The organism is Sporomusa sp. KB1, from assembly GCF_007830295.1.
Classification (GTDB): Bacteria; Bacillota; Negativicutes; order Sporomusales; family Sporomusaceae; genus Sporomusa.
This window is the reverse complement of record NZ_VLKC01000002.1, coordinates 1,224,851-1,242,786: the sequence shown is the minus strand read 5'-3', so window position 1 is coordinate 1,242,786 and position 17,936 is coordinate 1,224,851. Positions and strand designations below refer to the sequence as shown.

Genomic DNA, 17,936 nt, shown 5'->3' with positions numbered 1-17,936 from the left:
AACCTGAGAAGTAATGGGTAGCTGTTAGAAGTAATGGTGAATTCATTGATCCCACACTGTCAAGAAAAGCTTCTAGTGAGATAATAGGTGCCCGTACCGTAAACCGACACAGGTAGGCGGGGAGAGAATCCTAAGGTGCGCGGGAGAACCCTCGTTAAGGAACTCGGCAAAATGTCCCCGTAACTTCGGGAAAAGGGGAGCTTATATACCGTGTAATCTAGAAACGGATGAAGCGGAAATGAGTTGCAAAAAAGAGGCCCAAGCGACTGTTTACCACAAACACAGGTGCCTGCTAAAGCGAAAGCTGACGTATAGGTGCTGACACCTGCCCGGTGCCGGAAGGTTAAGAGGAGCGGTTAGATGTGAGTCGAAGCTGTGAATTGAAGCCCCGGTAAACGGCGGCCGTAACTATAACGGTCCTAAGGTAGCGAAATTCCTTGTCGGGTAAGTTCCGACCCGCACGAAAGGTGTAACGACTTGGGCACTGTCTCAACGAGGGACCCGGTGAAATTGAAATACCTGTGAAGATGCAGGTTACCCGCGACTGGACAGAAAGACCCCATGGAGCTTTACTGCAACCTGACATTGAGTTTTGGTAAATGATGTACAGGATAGGTGGGAGACAGAGAAATTAGGACGCAAGTCTTGATGGAGTCAATGTTGGGATACCACCCTTTATTTACTGGAATTCTAACTCAAGAAGTAACGAAACTGAGGACAGTGTCAGGCGGGCAGTTTGACTGGGGCGGTCGCCTCCGAAAGAGTAACGGAGGCGCCCAAAGGTTCCCTCAGCGCGGATGGAAATCGCGCGAAGAGTGTAAAGGCAGAAGGGAGCTTGACTGCGAGACAGACAAGTCGAGCAGGGACGAAAGTCGGGCTTAGTGATCCGGTGGTACCGAGTGGAAGGGCCATCGCTCAACGGATAAAAGCTACCCTGGGGATAACAGGCTAATCTCTCCCAAGAGTCCATATCGACGGGGAGGTTTGGCACCTCGATGTCGGCTCATCACATCCTGGGGCTGAAGTAGGTCCCAAGGGTTGGGCTGTTCGCCCATTAAAGTGGTACGTGAGCTGGGTTCAGAACGTCGTGAGACAGTTCGGTCCCTATCCATCGCGGGCGTAAGAGACTTGAAGGGAACTGCTCCTAGTACGAGAGGACCGGAGTGGACGAACCAATGGTGTACCAGTTATTCCGCCAGGAGTAGAGCTGGGTAGCTACGTTCGGAAAGGATAAACGCTGAAAGCATCTAAGCGTGAAACCAGCCTTAAGATGAGGTCTGTCATTCGAAAGAAGTAAGGCCCCTTGTAGATTACAAGGTAGATAGGCCAGATGTGGAAGTGGAGTAATCCATGCAGCTGACTGGTACTAATAGGCCGAGGACTTGACTTATATTCGAGGTTCGGTGATCGAGGTTCGGTGATCGAAGTTCGAGTGTTCGAATGAGCAACGAATGAAGATAACGAACTAATAGATTAATCCTAATGCGCAGTCTTTCTTCTGTGAAGTTTTGAAGGAACACCCTTCATAAAAGAGATATACCGCTAGTCGTAAGTCGATTAGTGAATGTCGAACACATCGCGGGATGGAGCAGTTGGTAGCTCGTCGGGCTCATAACCCGAAGGTCGTAGGTTCAAGTCCTACTCCCGCAACCATGACATCAAATGCTAAACAGGTTTTGTACCTTGTTTAGCATTTTTTAATGTATTCAAACGCGATGCATATTGATTACGTAAGAGTTGAACGAACAAAAGCTTAGCTTGCAGATGTTTTAACCTGGGCGATACAAAATAATTCGTGTCCATGATTGTCGCATTCTAGTTGACTTTTTATATCCAACCAACCTATGATGTCGGTAGGTTTCCGTAACAATTGTACTTGAGACAATGCATTCAGATCGGATTCCAATCGCTTATCTTCTTCGAGTGAAAAAAATGATAAGATTTTAAAATAATTATTCATCAATAGTTTTAAAGTAGTTGCCGAGAAATGGAGTAGATGGTCATGTTCACTAAATAAGGGGGATAATGTGTCGTAGATTTGGTTGGTAAACGAGTCTAAATTGAGAACACTGAGAAAAACTAGTCCGTCTTTTTTTAAATGATTTTTTACTGCACGTAAAAACGTATGTGGATCAGGGATGTGCTCGAGTACATGCCAAAAGCATATTGCGTCAAACTGCTGGTCAAATTTAAGGTTGTTAAGATTCCCTATCGCATTAATTATATTGACTTGGTACTTTTCTACGGCATAGGTGCAAGCTGTAAAGGAAGGTTCTACTCCTAAAATGTTATATTTATATTTTTGTGCTAAATATAAAAACTCACCAGTCCCAGACCCAATTTCTAGTATATTGGAATCTGAGGAAAGATACGCTCTTAATAAATTAAGAGAAAATGACGCATGTTTGAAAGTGTCCATTTTATACTGATCTTGCAGGAGTACCCAATTTTCATCATAGACCTCCTTAACCAGATTGTTGCTATACTCATTATGATCTATGGAGATCGGTTGATATACAAGCCCACATTTCAAACAAGTTACTAATTGATGACTTCCATAATTATAGAAATCTTTAAAGTTTTTGCTGCTGCATACGGGACAATCGTTCATTGCTTCTCACCTCAGTATGCAAAATATTTGGGATAAATAGCTTTAACAGCTTTTGGATTCTATCTTAGCAAGTCCTATTACTAACAAATGACTCTCTCTCCCTATATAGTAAAATATGCCGAATATTCTCTTTTAGTTCATAATAGAAAAATGGATAATTCAAAGAACTCGCCTCTTCTGCAAGGGAAGAGGCGAGTGGTATTAAAAGCGCCTGGTATTTGGACGTAACATAAAATTACATTGTTGTACGACCTTGAGTACTGATGCTTAGGGTTGTATTGTGGCTTGAGTTTAGGGAAGAAAAAGCTATACGGGCATAGCGAGTCAGGGTATTAGGTGTTAGTGCCGTACTTTCTGAAGGGGAGATTATATGCATAGCTGATTGATCCATCCAATAGTGACTATCAGCGCTGACATTCAAGCAAACGATAGCAGGATTGGTACCTATATTGCTAATGGTATAGGAGTAATTGTATGGTAGTACATCAAGCGGTGCAGTGTAGGACCAAGCTGCGGTTGTATGTACGATATCTGATACATTAATAGTGTCGGGTTTATAAATACAGGGAACTATGTCGGGTGAGTTATAGTTAATCTTTATAAACGGCCAGTAGCTGGAGTCACAGTAATTACCACTAAATAGTGAAACGAAATTGTTGGGAAAAACTGGTTCATGCATTCTAAACAAGAGACCCAAATTGCTGTTTTCGCAGCTTTGCCATTCCCTTATCAATGGTGTGATCCCAAAAGATAGTTGCTCAGCAGTGTCAGAGATAGTTGTTGCAACTGGATTAGGACTGGTGAGTGGAGGATGCCGCAGGGATGTAGAAGCTGGCTTCCAGCGGGAAACGATTGGATAGGCTTCGATAACCTTTGAGCATAATGGATTATTATAAGCGATAAAGAAATTAGCGCTAGCGGATATGATGTCCAAGTCAGCAGGGATCGAGGTTAAATCCCATAATGCAATTGACTCATAGTAGTAATTTATATTTCCACCTACTAATAAGTAACCACGCTTCATTGTCCTTGATACTGTTCGGTTGCGCGTAATGTACGCGTCAATAAGAGGGGGCTTAATGTACTTACTGGGCATAAACTTTCACCTACATTTCACATAAAAAGTGACAAATATCATTTGATATAAATACATTTCCCTCATCTCAATGATGAGGGAAATGTATTTAGCAGGCTCTGTCAGCGGCGCGTAGCTTTACTCAACCGTATTACCTTGGAAGAAGATGTTGAGTGTTACGGCACTTGCGGCACCGCCCTCGGCATAGTAGTACACGCGGGCATATTTGAGAAAGATAGAGGAGACAAGGGCTGCTGTGCCGTTGTAGGCGAGTGTTACTGGAGAAATGCTTTCGTTTATCCAATTGTTGGCATCCGGGCTCAGTTGCAGGTATACTGCTGCGGTATTTCCCGTTTCTGAGTTGTTAACTACACCATATGTCCATTGACCGAGGCCCAGTATTTGTCTTTGGAAGCCAGGACCGCCTTCGTCGATGTCGGTAATAGTGAAGGAAACATCGGTTGTAGAGAGAGCAACGGAAACAGGAATTACAACAGTTGGACAGATAGGCAGGGCAGTTGCAGCAGAAATAGGGACATCAGAGGTAGTGCAGATAGGCAGAGCAGAAGAAGCACTAACGGGAGTAATGGCAGTTGTACAAATAGGAAGAACAGAAGTAGTGCAGATAGGTAAAGCCGTAGCAGTAGTTATAGGGACATCAGAAGTAGTGCAGATAGGCAGAGCAGAAGAAGCACTAACAGGAGTAATGGCAGTTGTACAAATAGGAAGAACAGAAGTAGTGCAGATAGGTAAAGCAGTAGCAGTAGTTATAGGGACATCAGAGGTAGTGCAGATAGGCAGAGCAGAAGAAGCGCTAACAGGAGTAATGGCGGTTGTACAAATAGGAAGAACAGAAGTGGTACATATAGGCAGCGCCGCGGTAGCGCTAACATCTAAGCTGCCGGCGGTGCTTTTTATTGCTGAACTAAGATCACTACCATAGATTTGCACCTTCATTTGTTGGGCTTGGTCTTGGAAAACTTTAAAATTAGGCATAGTCTATATTTCCTCCTTAATTAAGTTAAATTTCCCATAATAGCAGGTAGTATAGCGGTGGCAAAAAAAAACTTAACATAATATGCAAATATCTATCTCATGATGTAGTCTATGATCTTTAATAAGTAAGGGTTAATGTTATGAACATAAAATATGGATAGTTTTTAATTGTAATTTGGTAATAGGCCTATTAGGCACCATGCTAACTAGTAGAACATATATTAAATACAAATTCAGGGGGTGGATAAATGCCTGCAATTAGCTTATGTATGATTGTTCGTGATGAAGAAAATTGTATTGCTAAATGTTTAGCCAGTGCTAAAGGGGTTGCAGATGAGATAATTGTCGTCGATACAGGTTCTAAGGATGAGACAAAAAAAATTGCCACCAGCTTTGGTGCCAATGTGATAGATTTTATTTGGACGGGCAGCTTTGCTGATGCTCGCAATGCATCCCTTGAAGCAGCCAACGGAGATTGGGTGCTATTCCTAGATGCTGACGAATACCTTGACCCGTCTTGCCATGACGCGTTGCGTAAGACAGTTGCTCAAGCTGATGTAGAAGGATACTATATCCCGGTTGTTAATATCTATGGCAATGAACAACAACCTGAGCAGTGCCGGGACATATTGTTCCGCTTGTTCCGTAACCGCAGTGAATATAGATTCAGCGGTATTATTCATGAACAAGTGTTAAATTCAATTTTGGAGAAAGATAGCAAGGCCAATATTGCTATAGCCCATGAAATTACCATCTACCATTATGGATATTTAGACAGTCAGGTTCAGGCGAAAGACAAGATAAAACGCAATCTTGAATTTCTAGCTCAACAGATTAAGGATTATCCTGAAGACAGGTATGTGCTGTATCAATATGGATTAGAGCTTTATCGGGCTGAACGCTATGGGGAATCCATCGATATACTAAAAAAATCGCTAGCCGGTCTAGAGCCGGGTGGATCCGAAAGTATGTATCTACCCAAACTAATCCGCCTGCTTGTTATGGCTCAATATCAGGCGCGTAGATATGAAGAAGCTGTTGAATATGTTAAATATGGTGTGGCTATATATCAAGATTACGCTGATTTGTATCACTATGGCGGGCTATGTTTCTATGAGCTCAGGGCTTATGGCACTAGTTTTGAATATTTTATGAAGTCTACAACACTGGGGGAACAATCTTACATATATGGTTCATACCCTGGTGTCAGAGGTTTTAAAAGTTATTTTTACATGGGGAAAATTTGTGAAGAGTTTGATAGTGAGGAAGAAGCTCTCGGGTATTATTTGGCAGCTTTTCGAGAGAATCCTTCTTTTCATATAGCGTTAGAACAGATGGTTCGAATTTTGGTGAAGGGTGAGGAAAGTGACGATGTAAGAGTTGCCCTTGCTAATATGTGTGAGTGTTGTACGGCAGACGCTAAATTCATATTAGGGCGCATGTTGTTTGTGGAACGATCTTATAAATTAGCAGGAGAATATCTTGAGGCAGCGGCTGCAGGTGGACTTAATACAGCCGAGGTCAATATATGCCGAGCTATTTGTCTTGCACAGCAGGATAGGGTTATTGAGGCTTTAAGAATTCTTGATGAATATGTAAATGACAGCGAACATTATGTGAGAGCAATATTTAACAAAGCCATCATTCTCTGGCTTCAGGATAATGCTTTCAAAGTGCGAAGTATTACCGATAGTCTGATAAAAATGGGTTTGGATGATGATTTTATGGCAATAGTTAAGTTGATAAGGGCGAGGCCCAATGAACAAATGGATTTTTTAAGCTTAAGGCCGGACTCATCGGAGCTACTTTTTGATATATTACTGAGAGCTATGGATCACGGAGACTTTAAAAAGGTGGATGGCATTTTAGCTAGGATGCATCATGAGTGGATAACGGTGCATGCCTATAGGCTTATGCAGATGTATCTAAGACATAACAGGCTTAACGATGCAGAGCAGTATGGACATGTATACTTAGTTAGTAGTCAGGAAAGCTTTGATGCACTTGCATGCATGGGAGATATAAAAAATAAAAAAGAAGAGTACTGGGAGGCAGTCGAATATTACCGTGCTGCTGTTACCGTTGCCCCCTGCAGCCCCAAAGCGTATGTCAACTTATTGAAGATGTATGACAAACTTTGTCTGGAGACTTTAAAGACTGCTGCTAAAAACCATCCTGATGTTGAGCTGTTTAAAGCTATGCTGGAGCAGGAGGAAGCAAGACAATGACAGGGCTGATCAGTATTGCTATGATTGTAAAAAATGAAGAAGATATGCTGAGAGCCTGCTTGGATAGTGTTAAAGCGGTAGTTAATGAGATTGTGATTGTGGATACAGGATCATCTGATAAGACCATGGAGATAGCAAAAAGCTACACCGATAAAGTATATAGTTATTCATGGCAGGGGGATTTTAGTGCTGCGCGTAATTTTGCCATCGACCAGTGTAACTGTGAGTGGATTCTGTCTTTAGATGCAGATGAACGCTTAGCAGTCAGGCCTGAATCCTTGCGAGAGCTAATTACAAGTACAACTAAAGAGGCCTTTATAGTGCCGCTTAAAAATTATTGCGGTCCTGGCTGTAGTGATTATAATATAATCGGCGTATTAAGGTTGTTTCGCAACCTGCCGTGCTATCGCTTTATTGGAAAAATACATGAGCAAATCGGTATTGCAAACCAAGAAGTTGTCGGTCACAGTGATTTTCCGGTTATCAGTCACAGTTATATAAATACACGCCGTCGGCAGGATAAACGCAGGCGAAATATGAGCATGCTCACAGAGCAGTTAAAACATGAGCCGGAGAATGAGGCATTTATAAAATATTATTTGGGCTGTGAATGGTTGGGGCTGGGTCGATATCAGCAAGCCTATGCTTGTTTTCGTTGCGCTTATGAACAGCTTGATAAGAGCCATATATTTTTTAGGTCAAGTGCTGTCCGGAGCCTGGTTGCCTGCTTAAAGAGTATGGGAAGGTTTGTGGAAGCTTTAGCTATTTGTATGAGAGAAGCAGCAGTATATCCGGAATATACCGATTTGTTTTTTGATGGCGGGGTAGTGTTGGAGCAACTCGGGGAGTATGAGGTAGCGCTGCGATGGTTTAAGGCCGCTGTTGATTTAGGGGCACCGCTTATTGTGTACCAGCATAGCAATGGTACGGAGGATTTTTTAGCTCAATATCATGTAGGACATTGCTGTCAAATTTTAGGAAAATGCGAGGAAGCTGCTGAGTGGTACGAAAAGGCGCTTGAAGCAAACAAAAATTCTATATATCCGCTATATGGGCTGTTTATGGTACTGGTGACTAAGAAAAGCTGCGAGGAATTATTAATCACCTTCACCGAGCAGGGTTATGTATCGAGTTACGAGGGTCGGCAGGTGTTGGCGGCGCTTTTTTTTGCTAGCAGCCGACCTGATTTAGCGGTAAAAGTATGTAGTCAAGCAGAAAGGCAGATCATTCCGTCAAGTGATCTGGCAAAGTATTTACTGTATAGTGGTCATTTTAAGCAGGCACTCAAGATGATAGAGGCGCTTCAAGCCAGACAAGAACGGAATAATGCTGTACTAATGAAGCTGGAAATAATCTGTTATATATTTCTTCGTGATTTAGGGGTGGCTAAAGAAAAGTGTCTAACTATGTGGCGATATGAGCCCTTGCGCGCTGATGCTATGGCTCTTTTAGCTCTTATTAAAAGATTAGGGGGCAGCAGGCTGGCGATCAGTAAAAAATATGAGCCTGTTTTGGTAGACAGCTTGTTAAGGATAATGGCTGATTGTATGCGTTCGTACGGTGAAAATTCAGGCATATTTATACAAGTGGCCAAGTGCTGTGAAGGGATCATGAGCGACTTAGAGCAAGGCAGTAAAGCCTTACTTGATTTTTGGCAGAGTGAGATAAAGGGTATAGAGATGCTTCTTGATGTCAGGTATAAAAGTGTGCGAGGTCATATGTATGGAAAAAGGATGGTCGTTGACAGTTTGTCTTATTGTGAAAAATGAGGAGCATTGTTTAGGTGATTGTCTTGAAAGTGTTAGAGCCTGGGCAGATCAGATTGTGGTTGTAGATACGGGATCAACAGATAACACGGTTCAAGTCGCCAGACAATATGATGCACAAATTGAGTATTTTCAGTGGGAGAATGACTTTGCTAAGGCACGTAACTATAGTCTGCAATTTGCTGTAAGTGATTGGATTTTGGTGTTAGATGCTGATGAACGGTTAGCTGGAAATAGTGAAAGTCTGTTAGATTTGATGACTAAAGATTATGAAGGCTATTATCTTACAATAGAAAGCCCTCTAGGTTCAGGGGAAATTGAGGCAGAGGACTTTGTCGTGAGATTATTTCGTAACGGCCGGGGGTATAAATTTGCCGGAGCAATACATGAGCAGATCGCAGGCAGCATAAAAGAGCGCAAGGGTCAGGAGGCACTTGCTTTTTCGGGTATTATTGTCAGACACAGGGGTTATGAGGCTGGAGAAATCTTACGCAAGCAAAAGATGGTACGAAATAGCCAGATAATTAAAAGTCAGTTAGCTGAGCGGCAAGATGACGCATTTATGCTATACAGCTTGGGTACTGAGCTTATACAGCAGGAGAAGTATGGGGAAGCGTCTGATGTGCTTATGAAAGCTCTTAACCATATGACCGGGGGAGAAGGGTACTTTAGGGAGGTAATATTGCTTGCGCTTATGGCCAGTCTCAAAAATAATGCTCATGTAGAAAATGAAGGCTTGTTTGTTAAAGCCCTGGCAATCATGCCTGCGGATAGCGATATATTATTTTTGGCAGGGTTGCGGCAGGCGGCGTTAGGAAATTGTAGTCTTGCTGGGGAGATGTTTGCCAAAGGGGGTATTAATACCATACTAGTGCCGCCACAGCTGCTTCATGCAATCGTTGGAGAACTTTTTTACCGGCAAAGAATCTGGCACGCGGCGCTGCATCATTTTAAGCTGTCATTGGAAGCTGGAGCTTCGCTGTATAGTGCGGTGAGGATGATAGAGGTTCTACGGCAGGGAGAAGCAGGGGCTGTTAAGGCTTTGGCTGATGGCTTGGGTGGAGACTCCGTCAAGCTGGCTCAGGAGGCTGTTCAAAAAGGAGATTATTATGCGGCTGCGATCATTTGCCTTGCTGCCACAGATAAGGATTCTGGCGAAAAATTTAATCAATGGAAAGATTTATATCAATCCATCATAACACAAGCAGACAGTATGCCAGCTATTGTTAAAGACTACCTGGGGATTTTGTGTCTGCAAATGAAGATATGCAAGGTTGCTTTAGCAACGGACAAAGAGTGCCAAGTCGCACAAAGCTATCTGACAAAGGCTGTAAGCAGAAGTCTTGGGGTATGGTTAACGCTCTGGCCGGAGCATGTCGTGCCAATAAATATTTGGGAGTGTTGCTTATGATTAAAGTGATCATTGGCAGTCCGGTAAAGCAAAAACCTGCTATTTTGGAGCAGTTCCTGCAATCGTTAGAGAACCTCGATTATGAGGGGTTAACTGTAGAATATGTATTTGTTGATGACGATGAAGGATGTAATCTGTTGTATGCCTTTGCTGGTAAGCATACCAACACAGTGGTATTTAAAGGAGATTACCCCATAGAATATCGCTGTGATGAAGAAACCCATTGCTGGCAGGAAAACCTTATATGGAAAGTTGCTGCCTATAAAGACCGGATAATAGAGTATACGTTGCAAACCGGAGCAGACTATTTATTTTTAGTTGATTCAGACATATATTTGCATCCGCAGACGGTTAAACATCTAATCAGTTTGAAAAAAGATATTGTATCTGAGGTGTTTTGGACTAAATGGGCACTGCAGCTTGTTCCTTTACCACAGGTATGGGTAGGAGATCAATATAGGTTATTTCAAGCAGAGCGCGGGGTAGAGTATAGCGCGGATGAACAAGCGATGAAAAGTCAAGAATTTATAAATATGCTTACTATTCCTGGTGTCTATAAAGTAGGCGGACTGGGAGCCTGCACGCTGATAAGCCGCTACGCGCTAGAGCAAGGGGTTAATTTCAAAGAGATATATAATATCGGATTAATTGGTGAAGACCGGCATTTCTGTGTGCGGGCAGCAGCATTGGGGTTAGAGCTTTATGCCGATACATGCTACCTGCCGTTTCATATATATAGGGAGTCTGAGTTAGCAAGTTTAGCTGAGTATAAAGATAGATTAATGAAAAATACTAAGCGATCAAAATTGACGGTCGGCATGTTGGTAAGAAACGAAAGTAGCCGATATTTAGAAAGAGTGCTGCACCGTATTATCCAGTATGCAGATGAAGTGGTGATTTTGGATGATGGCAGCGCAGACAATACTGTCGCCATCTGCCGCAAAAAATTAGAGAATATAGCTCACTGCATTGTGGAAAATGCCACAAGTGGGTTTAATAATGAAGTGGAACTCCGCAAAACGTTGTGGGAGCTAGCTGTGAGTACTAATCCGGATTGGATCATGATTCTAGATGCTGATGAAATATTTGAATATAAAGCCGCTGAGGGTATTAGGGAATTAATTACGGATGTCAGCGTAGATGTGGTTTATTTCCGGTTATATGACATGTGGAATGAAAGCAGCTATCGTGAAGACAGTTACTGGATTGCTCACAGGATATATCGGCCATTTTTGGTAAGGTATCGCCCAGGATATAAGTATGAGTGGCAGGAACAGCCACTCCACTGCGGCAGATTTCCCATAAATATAGCGGGCCTCCCTGACAAGCAAAGTGAATTGCGCATACAGCATTTTGGCTGGGCCCGGCCGGAAGACAGGATCGCAAAGTACCTCAGATATAAGCAATTGGACCCTAATGCTAAATACGGAGTCCAAGAACAATACCTCTCTATTCTTGACCCGAAGCCTAATTTAATAAAATGGCGTAATAATGAGTAATGATCTATTTATATAGAGAGATCATAGAAAACACACTGCAATTTAGGCTGCAGTGTGTTTTTTTGGGCGCTTGGCATGGCTACTAGCACACTGCCAATAGCCCAATCCTTTCTCGGGACGATGTGAGAAGTCTTTATGATAGTATTACCCAGTAACATCAGGTGGCTAAAGAGGGATAAGAATCACTGGCTAAGGTCTCTTGACCAGGATTGAGTATGATGAATTCCGGGCCCCAGGGTCCTGTTAGCAGTATATATAATAAACGTAACGAGCCTGGAGTAATGTCGTAATGCATATTGAATTTTTCACAAGAATCTCTGATTTTAGGCAGTATGCCTTCTATGTCATAGGCACCAGTATCAATGATCATAAACCGGGTATAATGCGCAAGCATTTTTTTTGTTAATCGCAAAGCCTTCTGCTCACCATAGCGTTCTACCCAAGACTGATATGACCACATTACATTGAGGTAGTCAGAGACTTTGATGCCATGGATGATGGGGACCCAACAGTACCGCCGCAGTTTAGTTGTGAGAAATGTGGTGGGGCCATGTATCCAGAGTATTATAAAGGTATTCACGGATATGAGTATAGGGTTTCGATGTGAGATAAAGCCCAAGGCCCGCGTTAGCGGTTTTTTTACACCGTGTTGCCTTACACATTTTCCTCAGAAAGCGCTTTATATATGCTGTAGCACATGGCCAGCATAATCAGCATGAACGGAAAAGCCGCGGCGATGGAGGCTGTCTGCAGGGTCTTTATGGCCGCAGTGCCACCGACCAGAATCAGCATGATAGTGACAGAACCCTGGGCAATGCCCCAGAAACCACGCAGTTTTTTGCTGGGGTTCATGTCCCCGCCTGAGGTCAGCATGCTCAGTACAAAGGTAGCCGAGTTGGCGGAGCCGGCAAAGGAGGCTATAATCAGAAACATTGCCAAGGGGGCGGTAATCATATAAAACGGCAGTTGTTGAAGTGTTACATACAGGGCTGTTGTATAATCGTTTTTAACAGCTGCCTGAATGGCACCACCTGATAATACATCCAGTTGGAAAGCTGCCCCGCCATATATCGCCAGCCACACAAAGCTAAAACCAACAGGGAGAAAGGTTGCGGTCAAAATGAATTCGCGAATAGTACGACCTCTGGAGATCCGGGCAATATACTGGCCGACAAAGGCCGCCCAGGCAATATACCAGGCCCGGTAGAAGATCGGCCACGCGGTAGTCCACTCAATGTTGGCCATCCACAGCGTCTGGCCGATAAAGTTCTGCAGGTACGTACCCAGTGTATGGGTAAACAGATTCAATTGGAAAACCGCACCGCCGAACAGGAAGATAAATACCATGGAAACAATCGACAGCCAGATCTTGATGTCGGCAACCAGCTGCATAGCCTTATGCAACCCGGAGACAGTGGCCAGAGTGAAAATTACCGTCATGATTGCGATGACGACAGCAGTCATCGCCGGTGTTGCCGGAATCCCCCAAACATACTGCAAACCGGCGGCAATCTGGCTGGAACCCAAGCCTAAGCTGGTAGCCACGCCAAATATGGTGGCAAATACTGCCAGAATATCAATGGATTTGCCGATAGGCCCGTGAATGCGCTCACCTAAGAGCGGGTAAAAAGCCGAACTGATTAAGCATGGCAGGCCTTTCCGAAATTGGAAATAGGCCAGCGCCAAACCGCAAATGGTATAAATAAACCAGACATGGAGACCAAAATCATTAAATACCAGCATCATTGCTAAATACATGGCCTCTGTGGTTCCGCCCTGACCCACGGGAGGTGACATATAGTGCATCATGGGTTCTGCAATCGACCAAAAGATCAGGCTGATACCCATGCCGCCGCCGAAAAGCATAGTAAACCACTGAAAATCAGTAAACTCTGGCTTCTCGTCATCCTGACCCAGCCTGATTTTGCCAAAACGGCTAAAAGCAATACCAAGGCAGGTCAATATAAAGATTCCTACTGACAATAGATATAACCAGCCAAAATTGGTAGTTAAAAAGCTTAATATGGCATTAGCCGCTTTCCCCATTTGCTCGGTCATGAATATGCTAAATGATATAAACAGTAAGGCTATAGCGGCTGAAATGTACAAAACAATATTGCTTTTTGATCCTTGTTCGTTTTCCACAAATTATCCCTTCCCTTCCTAAAATGTGCACTATACCTCAAACACCTTTTTGCCTTGTTTCATCACCACGTCTCTTTTTTCAACGCAATCCACACAAAGTGACATTTGCGTATTATAAGCATTATTAATCCCTCCTTTGCCGATATGGAAATAATAAATTGCAAGAAATGTGCCAATAAAATTAGGTATTGCACAAGTTATTCTTCTTCACTCAATAGGTGAAGGTAAAAAAGACAACCGAAAAGAGTATTACATTCAAGCTTTGCAGTAGTTGCCCTTATATACAACAGTTTTATGAAACATTTGCAAATATTTCTCGGCTAATACCAAAATTAGAATAGAAATGGCTTGCTCCCTGAAAATTTTAAAAACAGATTTTAAAATCGAGGGGATTCGTCTGCCCATTTTTAGGTGGCAAAACGCTAAATTCTGGTTTTTTTATTGTTAACAAGAAAATTCATTTATAAATAAGACGTTTTTATATCCCCATGAATAATTCAGGTTTAATTTTTCGATAAAGAGTTGAACGGCTCATAAATATTTGGCAATATTTTCTTTGGCATGGTTGCTTGTACCATATCTTTTTAATCCTCTACTATTGCCTTCTTTTCTAAATCTGCGATAGATTGTACACTTTTTGGGGCTGGGACGGTTGTAAAGCTGTAACATGCTTAATAATTCGATCCGGAAGATAGTTTGCATTAATCAAGGAATCTGGGCAAACATTAGCAGAGTACTCGATGGCATTCTCCAACTCCCGAACATTACCCGGCCAAGAGTATTCAAACATTCTTGCCAGAGCATCCTTGGTATAGCCTTTAATTCTTTTCCTCAGAATCAAATTATATTTTTGAATAAAACAATGAATAAGCAGCTCCCAAATCCTCCATTCTTTCTCGCAAAGGAGGGATGCGAAAAGGTATAACACTCAAACGATAATATAGATCACTGCGGAATTGGTTAGTCGGTATCATTTCTTCCAAATTCCTGTTGGTAGCAGCAATGATCCGGGCATCGATAAATTAGCGGCTTAGTCCCGCCTACCCGTTCAATCGTATATTCTTGCAATACACGCAAGAGTTTGACTTGCAAATGCAAGGGCATATCACCGATCCCGGTGTCAAGCGGTAAAGAAGGTCCTCCCGGAACAAGCCCTTGCTTGCCATTTCATAGAGGCTTTGGTTAGTTGCGCTGATTATCCGACAGTTGATCTTACGTTCCTTTTTATCGCCGAGACGCCGCACCCTTTTATCCTGTAATAATCTGAGCAGCTTGGCCTACAGCGGCAGGCTTAATGAATTGATTTCATCCAGAAACAATGTACCGTTTTCAGCCTGTTCAAACAGGCCCGGCGAATCAATAGCACCGGTGAAGGCTCCTTTTATTGTTCCCAGAAGCAGGCTTTCCATCAGGGTTTCAGGTATGGCAGCGCAATTGACGGCAACAAAGGGACGTGCGCTATAGCTGCTTGCATTATGGATGCCCTGGGCGAAAAGTTCTTTGCCTGTACCGGTTTCCCCATAAATCATCACCGCTGATGGAGTTGGCGCTATTTTTCTGGCTTGTTTAACCGACTGCCTGATGCTTTGACTGACACCAATGATGTCGTCAAGCGTAAAACTAGTACCGTTTAACCGGTTTTTAGATTTGCTGTGGTCAAAGCTATTCACAACACTTGTTAATAATTCGTTTATGGACGGGAGATACCGGTTAATCGAGTAAATTGCCATAATTTCCCCATTCTCAAAAAAGGAATAGGAGTTGTAAACAATATCAACTTTTTTCCGGTATATAACTGATATGTCATACATTGCCCCAATAAAGGAGCTTTGCTTTGCAGCACGGCCCGGCGCTGGAGGTTTGACATCGGCGGTAATGAATATACCTCCGTATCTTTTCTGCCTAACATACTCTGGCGCTCAGTAGCCTCAATCCTCTCAAAAGCACGGTTATAAATTAGGATCGTATCAGCTTTGTCTGCGGCATAAACTCCTTCCGATATCGCGTCAATAAGTTCATGCAATAAGCGGTTTTCCCTACGCAGCTCTTCCAGACTTTTTTCGCATTATCGGTCATATCGTGATTCCCTTTTGCTCTGCAGGATATATATGGGATATATACCACATTACATGCAGTTTAAAATTTTTTCAGTGAAAAAAATTTTTTCACTTAGTGTATAGCTGTTGATATGTCCCTTTTCGCCGTACTTTTTTGGCAAAATAAATGAAAAAAATTTTTTCACTAGATGAAAAATTCAGAATCAACCAGAAAACACAGTTTTGCAAAAATATTATGACTTTTTTCAAGGGTTTCATATTTTCAAGAAAATATTTCACTATAATCGCGCATTTTGGCATGGTAATTGTTTTTGTTAAACTAAAAGTACCCCACTTTCAGTGAAAATGTTACTTCAAAAATCCCCCACTATAAATGCTCTCGGAAACCCGAAAGCATTTATAGTTCAAGGCTTCACGCCTTGGACTTTTTGTTTTTTCCTCCCAATATCGTATGTCGAAAATTTGGGACTTGACTTTTGGAAAACATCCCAATAATCGTGATGAAGGCATTTTAGCCTATCTTTGTGAATGGTGGTGTTTTTTTATTAAAATCATCTCGGTCTCATAATCAATTTCAAGACTTGTAAAACAACAGTTGCAATTAAATTATCTTAAAATCGGTTTTACTAATTCTGTTTTGATTAATGAAAAAGCTCTTGCTTTTGTCTGGTCTGCTGATTTATCCAAAGTTGCTGATATTGTTGGTTATCGATATTCCTCTAATAAAGGCACTCCTGCACGTAATCCCATTGATATGTTTCGCTCTTTGCTTCTTATGGAACGCTTTAGCAGCAGATAAAAAGTGCCAGGTAGCACAAAGCTATCTGGCAAAGGAAATAAATAGAAGTCTTGAGGTATGGTTAGCATTGTGGCCGGAGCATGTCGTACCGATAAATATTTGGGAGTGTTGCTTGTGATTAAAGTAGTCATGTCCGGTGTATAGGTGGCGCGAATCTAAACTAGGCCCAGATACGGAACTTGGGAACTTTTCATGTGATGCAAAGGGAAAACCCTATAAGTGTGATCCACGAAGGGGGAAAGTACCAAGGCACATGAAGGGGACGGATAGCGGGCCTTCCTGACAAGCAAAGTGAATTGCGCATACAGCATTTTGGCTGGGCCCGGCTGGAGGACAGGATCGCAAAGTACCTCAGATATAAGCAATTGGACCCTAATGCTAAATATGGAGTCCAAGAACAATACCTCTCTATTCTTGACCCGAAGCCTAATTTAATAAAATGGCGTAATGATGAGTAACGATCTATCTATATAGAGAGATCATAGAAAACACACTGCAATTTAGGCTGCAGTGTGTTTTTTGGGTGCTTGGCATGGCTACTAGCACACTGCCAATAGCCCAATCCTTTCTCGGGACGATGTGAGAAGTCTTTATGATAGTATTAACCAGTAACATCAGGTGGCCAAAGAGGGATAAAAATCACTGGCTAAGGTCTCTTGACCAGGATTGAGTATGATGAATTCCGGGCCCCAGGGTCCTGTTAGCAGTATATATAATAAACGTAACGAGCCTGGAGTAATGTCGTAATGCATATTGAATTTTTCACAAGAATCTCTGATTTTAGGCATTATGCCTTCTATGTCATAGGCACCAGTATCAATGATCATAAACCGGGTATAATGCGCAAGCATTTTTTTTGTTAACCGCCAAGCCTTCTGCTCACCATAGCGTTCTACCCAAGACTGATATGACCACATTACATTGCCTTCTGGGTCTAGCCAGCCTTTAGTTATAAAGTAGGTACTAATCTCGTTAGGGATGCTTCTTCGGTTTTCAGTTGAACCTAAGAGCAAGGTAATGCAATCATCAATCCGGGGGATTACAAGCTTAGCTTTGGTCGATTTTATTCCTACGAGACCCTTTCCACAACAGCCAAACACCAAGAGAATAACATCGGCGTCTATTGTATCAACTTGTTCTTGGACTTTCTCGCGCAGGTTTTCCGGCGAATTGTGCAAGCCTGATTCCAAGTATACTACAGGATAATTAATACCTGATTGCTGCATAGCAAGTGTAAGCTCGTCTTTCATAGTTTGACAAGCCAAAATTACTGTTAGCATTAATGTCACTTCCAATCAGTCTCATACTATTTCACTAAATTAATATTGCAAATATCATGCCAAGCAGTT

The 17,936-nt window shown here is 42.5% G+C and carries 14 protein-coding genes, 1 tRNA gene, 2 pseudogenes and 2 other annotated features; of the genes and pseudogenes, 6 read left to right on the top strand and 11 right to left on the bottom strand.

Annotation, left to right across the window (positions count from 1 at the left end; translation table 11 throughout):
• Positions 1-138 precede the first annotated feature (138 nt).
• Positions 139-504, top strand: a sequence feature (23S ribosomal RNA rRNA prediction is too short).
• 9 nt (positions 505-513) lie between these two features.
• Positions 514-1,378, top strand: a sequence feature (23S ribosomal RNA rRNA prediction is too short).
• Between the two features lie 199 nt (positions 1,379-1,577).
• Positions 1,578-1,653 (top strand) — tRNA-Met (locus SALPA_RS09495).
• A gap of 100 nt (positions 1,654-1,753) precedes the next feature.
• Here the strand turns inward: SALPA_RS09495 and SALPA_RS09490 are convergent.
• The 3 genes from SALPA_RS09490 to SALPA_RS09480 form a co-directional block, all read right to left on the bottom strand.
• Positions 1,754-2,611: a methyltransferase domain-containing protein gene (locus SALPA_RS09490; protein WP_145092801.1), complete on the bottom strand. Its 858-nt coding sequence runs from the start codon at positions 2,609-2,611 to the stop codon at positions 1,754-1,756.
• 235 nt (positions 2,612-2,846) lie between these two features.
• Positions 2,847-3,707, bottom strand: a complete 861-nt coding sequence (locus tag SALPA_RS09485; protein WP_145092798.1) for a DUF6385 domain-containing protein — start codon at positions 3,705-3,707, stop codon at positions 2,847-2,849.
• Positions 3,708-3,824: 117 nt separating this feature from the next.
• On the bottom strand, positions 3,825-4,682 hold the full coding sequence (locus SALPA_RS09480) for a DUF6385 domain-containing protein (protein WP_145092795.1): 858 nt from the start codon (positions 4,680-4,682) through the stop codon (positions 3,825-3,827).
• 248 nt (positions 4,683-4,930) lie between these two features.
• Here SALPA_RS09480 and SALPA_RS09475 point away from each other — a divergent pair, with 248 nt between their 5' ends.
• Genes SALPA_RS09475 through SALPA_RS09460 form a run of 4 tightly spaced genes read left to right on the top strand, consistent with a single transcriptional unit; the run spans position 4,931 to position 11,586 of the window.
• The gene (locus SALPA_RS09475; protein ID WP_145092793.1) at positions 4,931-6,910 is read left to right on the top strand and encodes a TPR domain-containing glycosyltransferase; all 1,980 of its coding nucleotides are present in this window, start codon (positions 4,931-4,933) and stop codon (positions 6,908-6,910) included.
• Positions 6,907-8,679, top strand: coding sequence for a glycosyltransferase (locus SALPA_RS09470; protein ID WP_145092790.1), 1,773 nt, complete (start codon positions 6,907-6,909; stop codon positions 8,677-8,679). The genes SALPA_RS09475 and SALPA_RS09470 overlap by 4 nt, the downstream gene beginning before the upstream one ends.
• Positions 8,633-10,087: a glycosyltransferase family 2 protein gene (locus SALPA_RS09465; RefSeq protein ID WP_186451001.1), complete on the top strand. Its 1,455-nt coding sequence runs from the start codon at positions 8,633-8,635 to the stop codon at positions 10,085-10,087. Before SALPA_RS09470 ends, SALPA_RS09465 begins: the two co-directional genes overlap by 47 nt.
• On the top strand, positions 10,084-11,586 hold the full coding sequence (locus SALPA_RS09460; RefSeq protein ID WP_145092785.1) for a glycosyltransferase: 1,503 nt from the start codon (positions 10,084-10,086) through the stop codon (positions 11,584-11,586). Before SALPA_RS09465 ends, SALPA_RS09460 begins: the two co-directional genes overlap by 4 nt.
• Positions 11,587-11,743: 157 nt before the next feature.
• On the opposite strand, the gene SALPA_RS09455 is transcribed toward SALPA_RS09460, so the two are convergent.
• The 7 genes and pseudogenes from SALPA_RS09455 to SALPA_RS31440 form a co-directional block, all read right to left on the bottom strand.
• Positions 11,744-12,046: a DUF1638 domain-containing protein gene (locus SALPA_RS09455; protein WP_145092782.1), complete on the bottom strand. Its 303-nt coding sequence runs from the start codon at positions 12,044-12,046 to the stop codon at positions 11,744-11,746.
• A 194-nt stretch (positions 12,047-12,240) separates the two neighbouring features.
• Positions 12,241-13,731 carry a BCCT family transporter gene (locus SALPA_RS09450; RefSeq protein WP_145092779.1) on the bottom strand — a complete coding sequence of 497 codons (1,491 nt, stop codon included), beginning with the start codon at positions 13,729-13,731 and terminating at the stop codon, positions 12,241-12,243.
• A gap of 610 nt (positions 13,732-14,341) precedes the next feature.
• Complete coding sequence (locus SALPA_RS09445; RefSeq protein ID WP_222427935.1) at positions 14,342-14,572, bottom strand: hypothetical protein; 231 nt, start codon at positions 14,570-14,572, stop codon at positions 14,342-14,344.
• A 1-nt stretch (position 14,573) separates the two neighbouring features.
• Positions 14,574-14,705 (bottom strand): hypothetical protein, encoded by a 132-nt coding sequence (locus SALPA_RS33215; RefSeq protein ID WP_370516731.1) that lies wholly within the window; start codon positions 14,703-14,705, stop codon positions 14,574-14,576.
• A pseudogene (locus tag SALPA_RS33210) lies at positions 14,692-14,850 on the bottom strand (sigma 54-interacting transcriptional regulator); the annotation flags it as partial. The pseudogene SALPA_RS33210 and the gene SALPA_RS33215, both read right to left, overlap by 14 nt.
• Before the next feature lie 11 nt (positions 14,851-14,861).
• Positions 14,862-15,461 (bottom strand): annotated as a pseudogene (locus SALPA_RS30260) (sigma 54-interacting transcriptional regulator); the annotation flags it as partial.
• Positions 15,422-15,754: a hypothetical protein gene (locus SALPA_RS31440; protein WP_186450997.1), complete on the bottom strand. Its 333-nt coding sequence runs from the start codon at positions 15,752-15,754 to the stop codon at positions 15,422-15,424. The pseudogene SALPA_RS30260 and the gene SALPA_RS31440, both read right to left, overlap by 40 nt.
• A 629-nt stretch (positions 15,755-16,383) precedes the next feature.
• On the opposite strand from SALPA_RS31440, the gene SALPA_RS30255 reads away from it, so the two are divergent.
• Complete coding sequence (locus tag SALPA_RS30255) at positions 16,384-16,587, top strand: hypothetical protein (protein ID WP_222427934.1); 204 nt, start codon at positions 16,384-16,386, stop codon at positions 16,585-16,587.
• A gap of 614 nt (positions 16,588-17,201) precedes the next feature.
• Here the strand turns inward: SALPA_RS30255 and SALPA_RS09420 are convergent.
• On the bottom strand, positions 17,202-17,867 hold the full coding sequence (locus SALPA_RS09420; protein ID WP_145092770.1) for a DUF1638 domain-containing protein: 666 nt from the start codon (positions 17,865-17,867) through the stop codon (positions 17,202-17,204).
• Positions 17,868-17,936: the final 69 nt, after the last annotated feature.

Coding starts and splice junctions, on each gene's coding strand:
- SALPA_RS09475 (WP_145092793.1), top strand. CDS start 4,931: ATGCCTGCAATTAGCTTATGTATGATTGTTCGTGATGAAGAAAATTGT.
- SALPA_RS09465 (WP_186451001.1), top strand. CDS start 8,633: ATGGAAAAAGGATGGTCGTTGACAGTTTGTCTTATTGTGAAAAATGAG.
- SALPA_RS09485 (WP_145092798.1), bottom strand. CDS start 3,707: ATGCCCAGTAAGTACATTAAGCCCCCTCTTATTGACGCGTACATTACG.
- SALPA_RS33215 (WP_370516731.1), bottom strand. CDS start 14,705: ATGATACCGACTAACCAATTCCGCAGTGATCTATATTATCGTTTGAGT.
- SALPA_RS09490 (WP_145092801.1), bottom strand. CDS start 2,611: ATGAACGATTGTCCCGTATGCAGCAGCAAAAACTTTAAAGATTTCTAT.
- SALPA_RS09460 (WP_145092785.1), top strand. CDS start 10,084: ATGATTAAAGTGATCATTGGCAGTCCGGTAAAGCAAAAACCTGCTATT.
- SALPA_RS09470 (WP_145092790.1), top strand. CDS start 6,907: ATGACAGGGCTGATCAGTATTGCTATGATTGTAAAAAATGAAGAAGAT.
- SALPA_RS09455 (WP_145092782.1), bottom strand. CDS start 12,046: ATGTGGTCATATCAGTCTTGGGTAGAACGCTATGGTGAGCAGAAGGCT.
- SALPA_RS09480 (WP_145092795.1), bottom strand. CDS start 4,682: ATGCCTAATTTTAAAGTTTTCCAAGACCAAGCCCAACAAATGAAGGTG.
- SALPA_RS09420 (WP_145092770.1), bottom strand. CDS start 17,867: ATGCTAACAGTAATTTTGGCTTGTCAAACTATGAAAGACGAGCTTACA.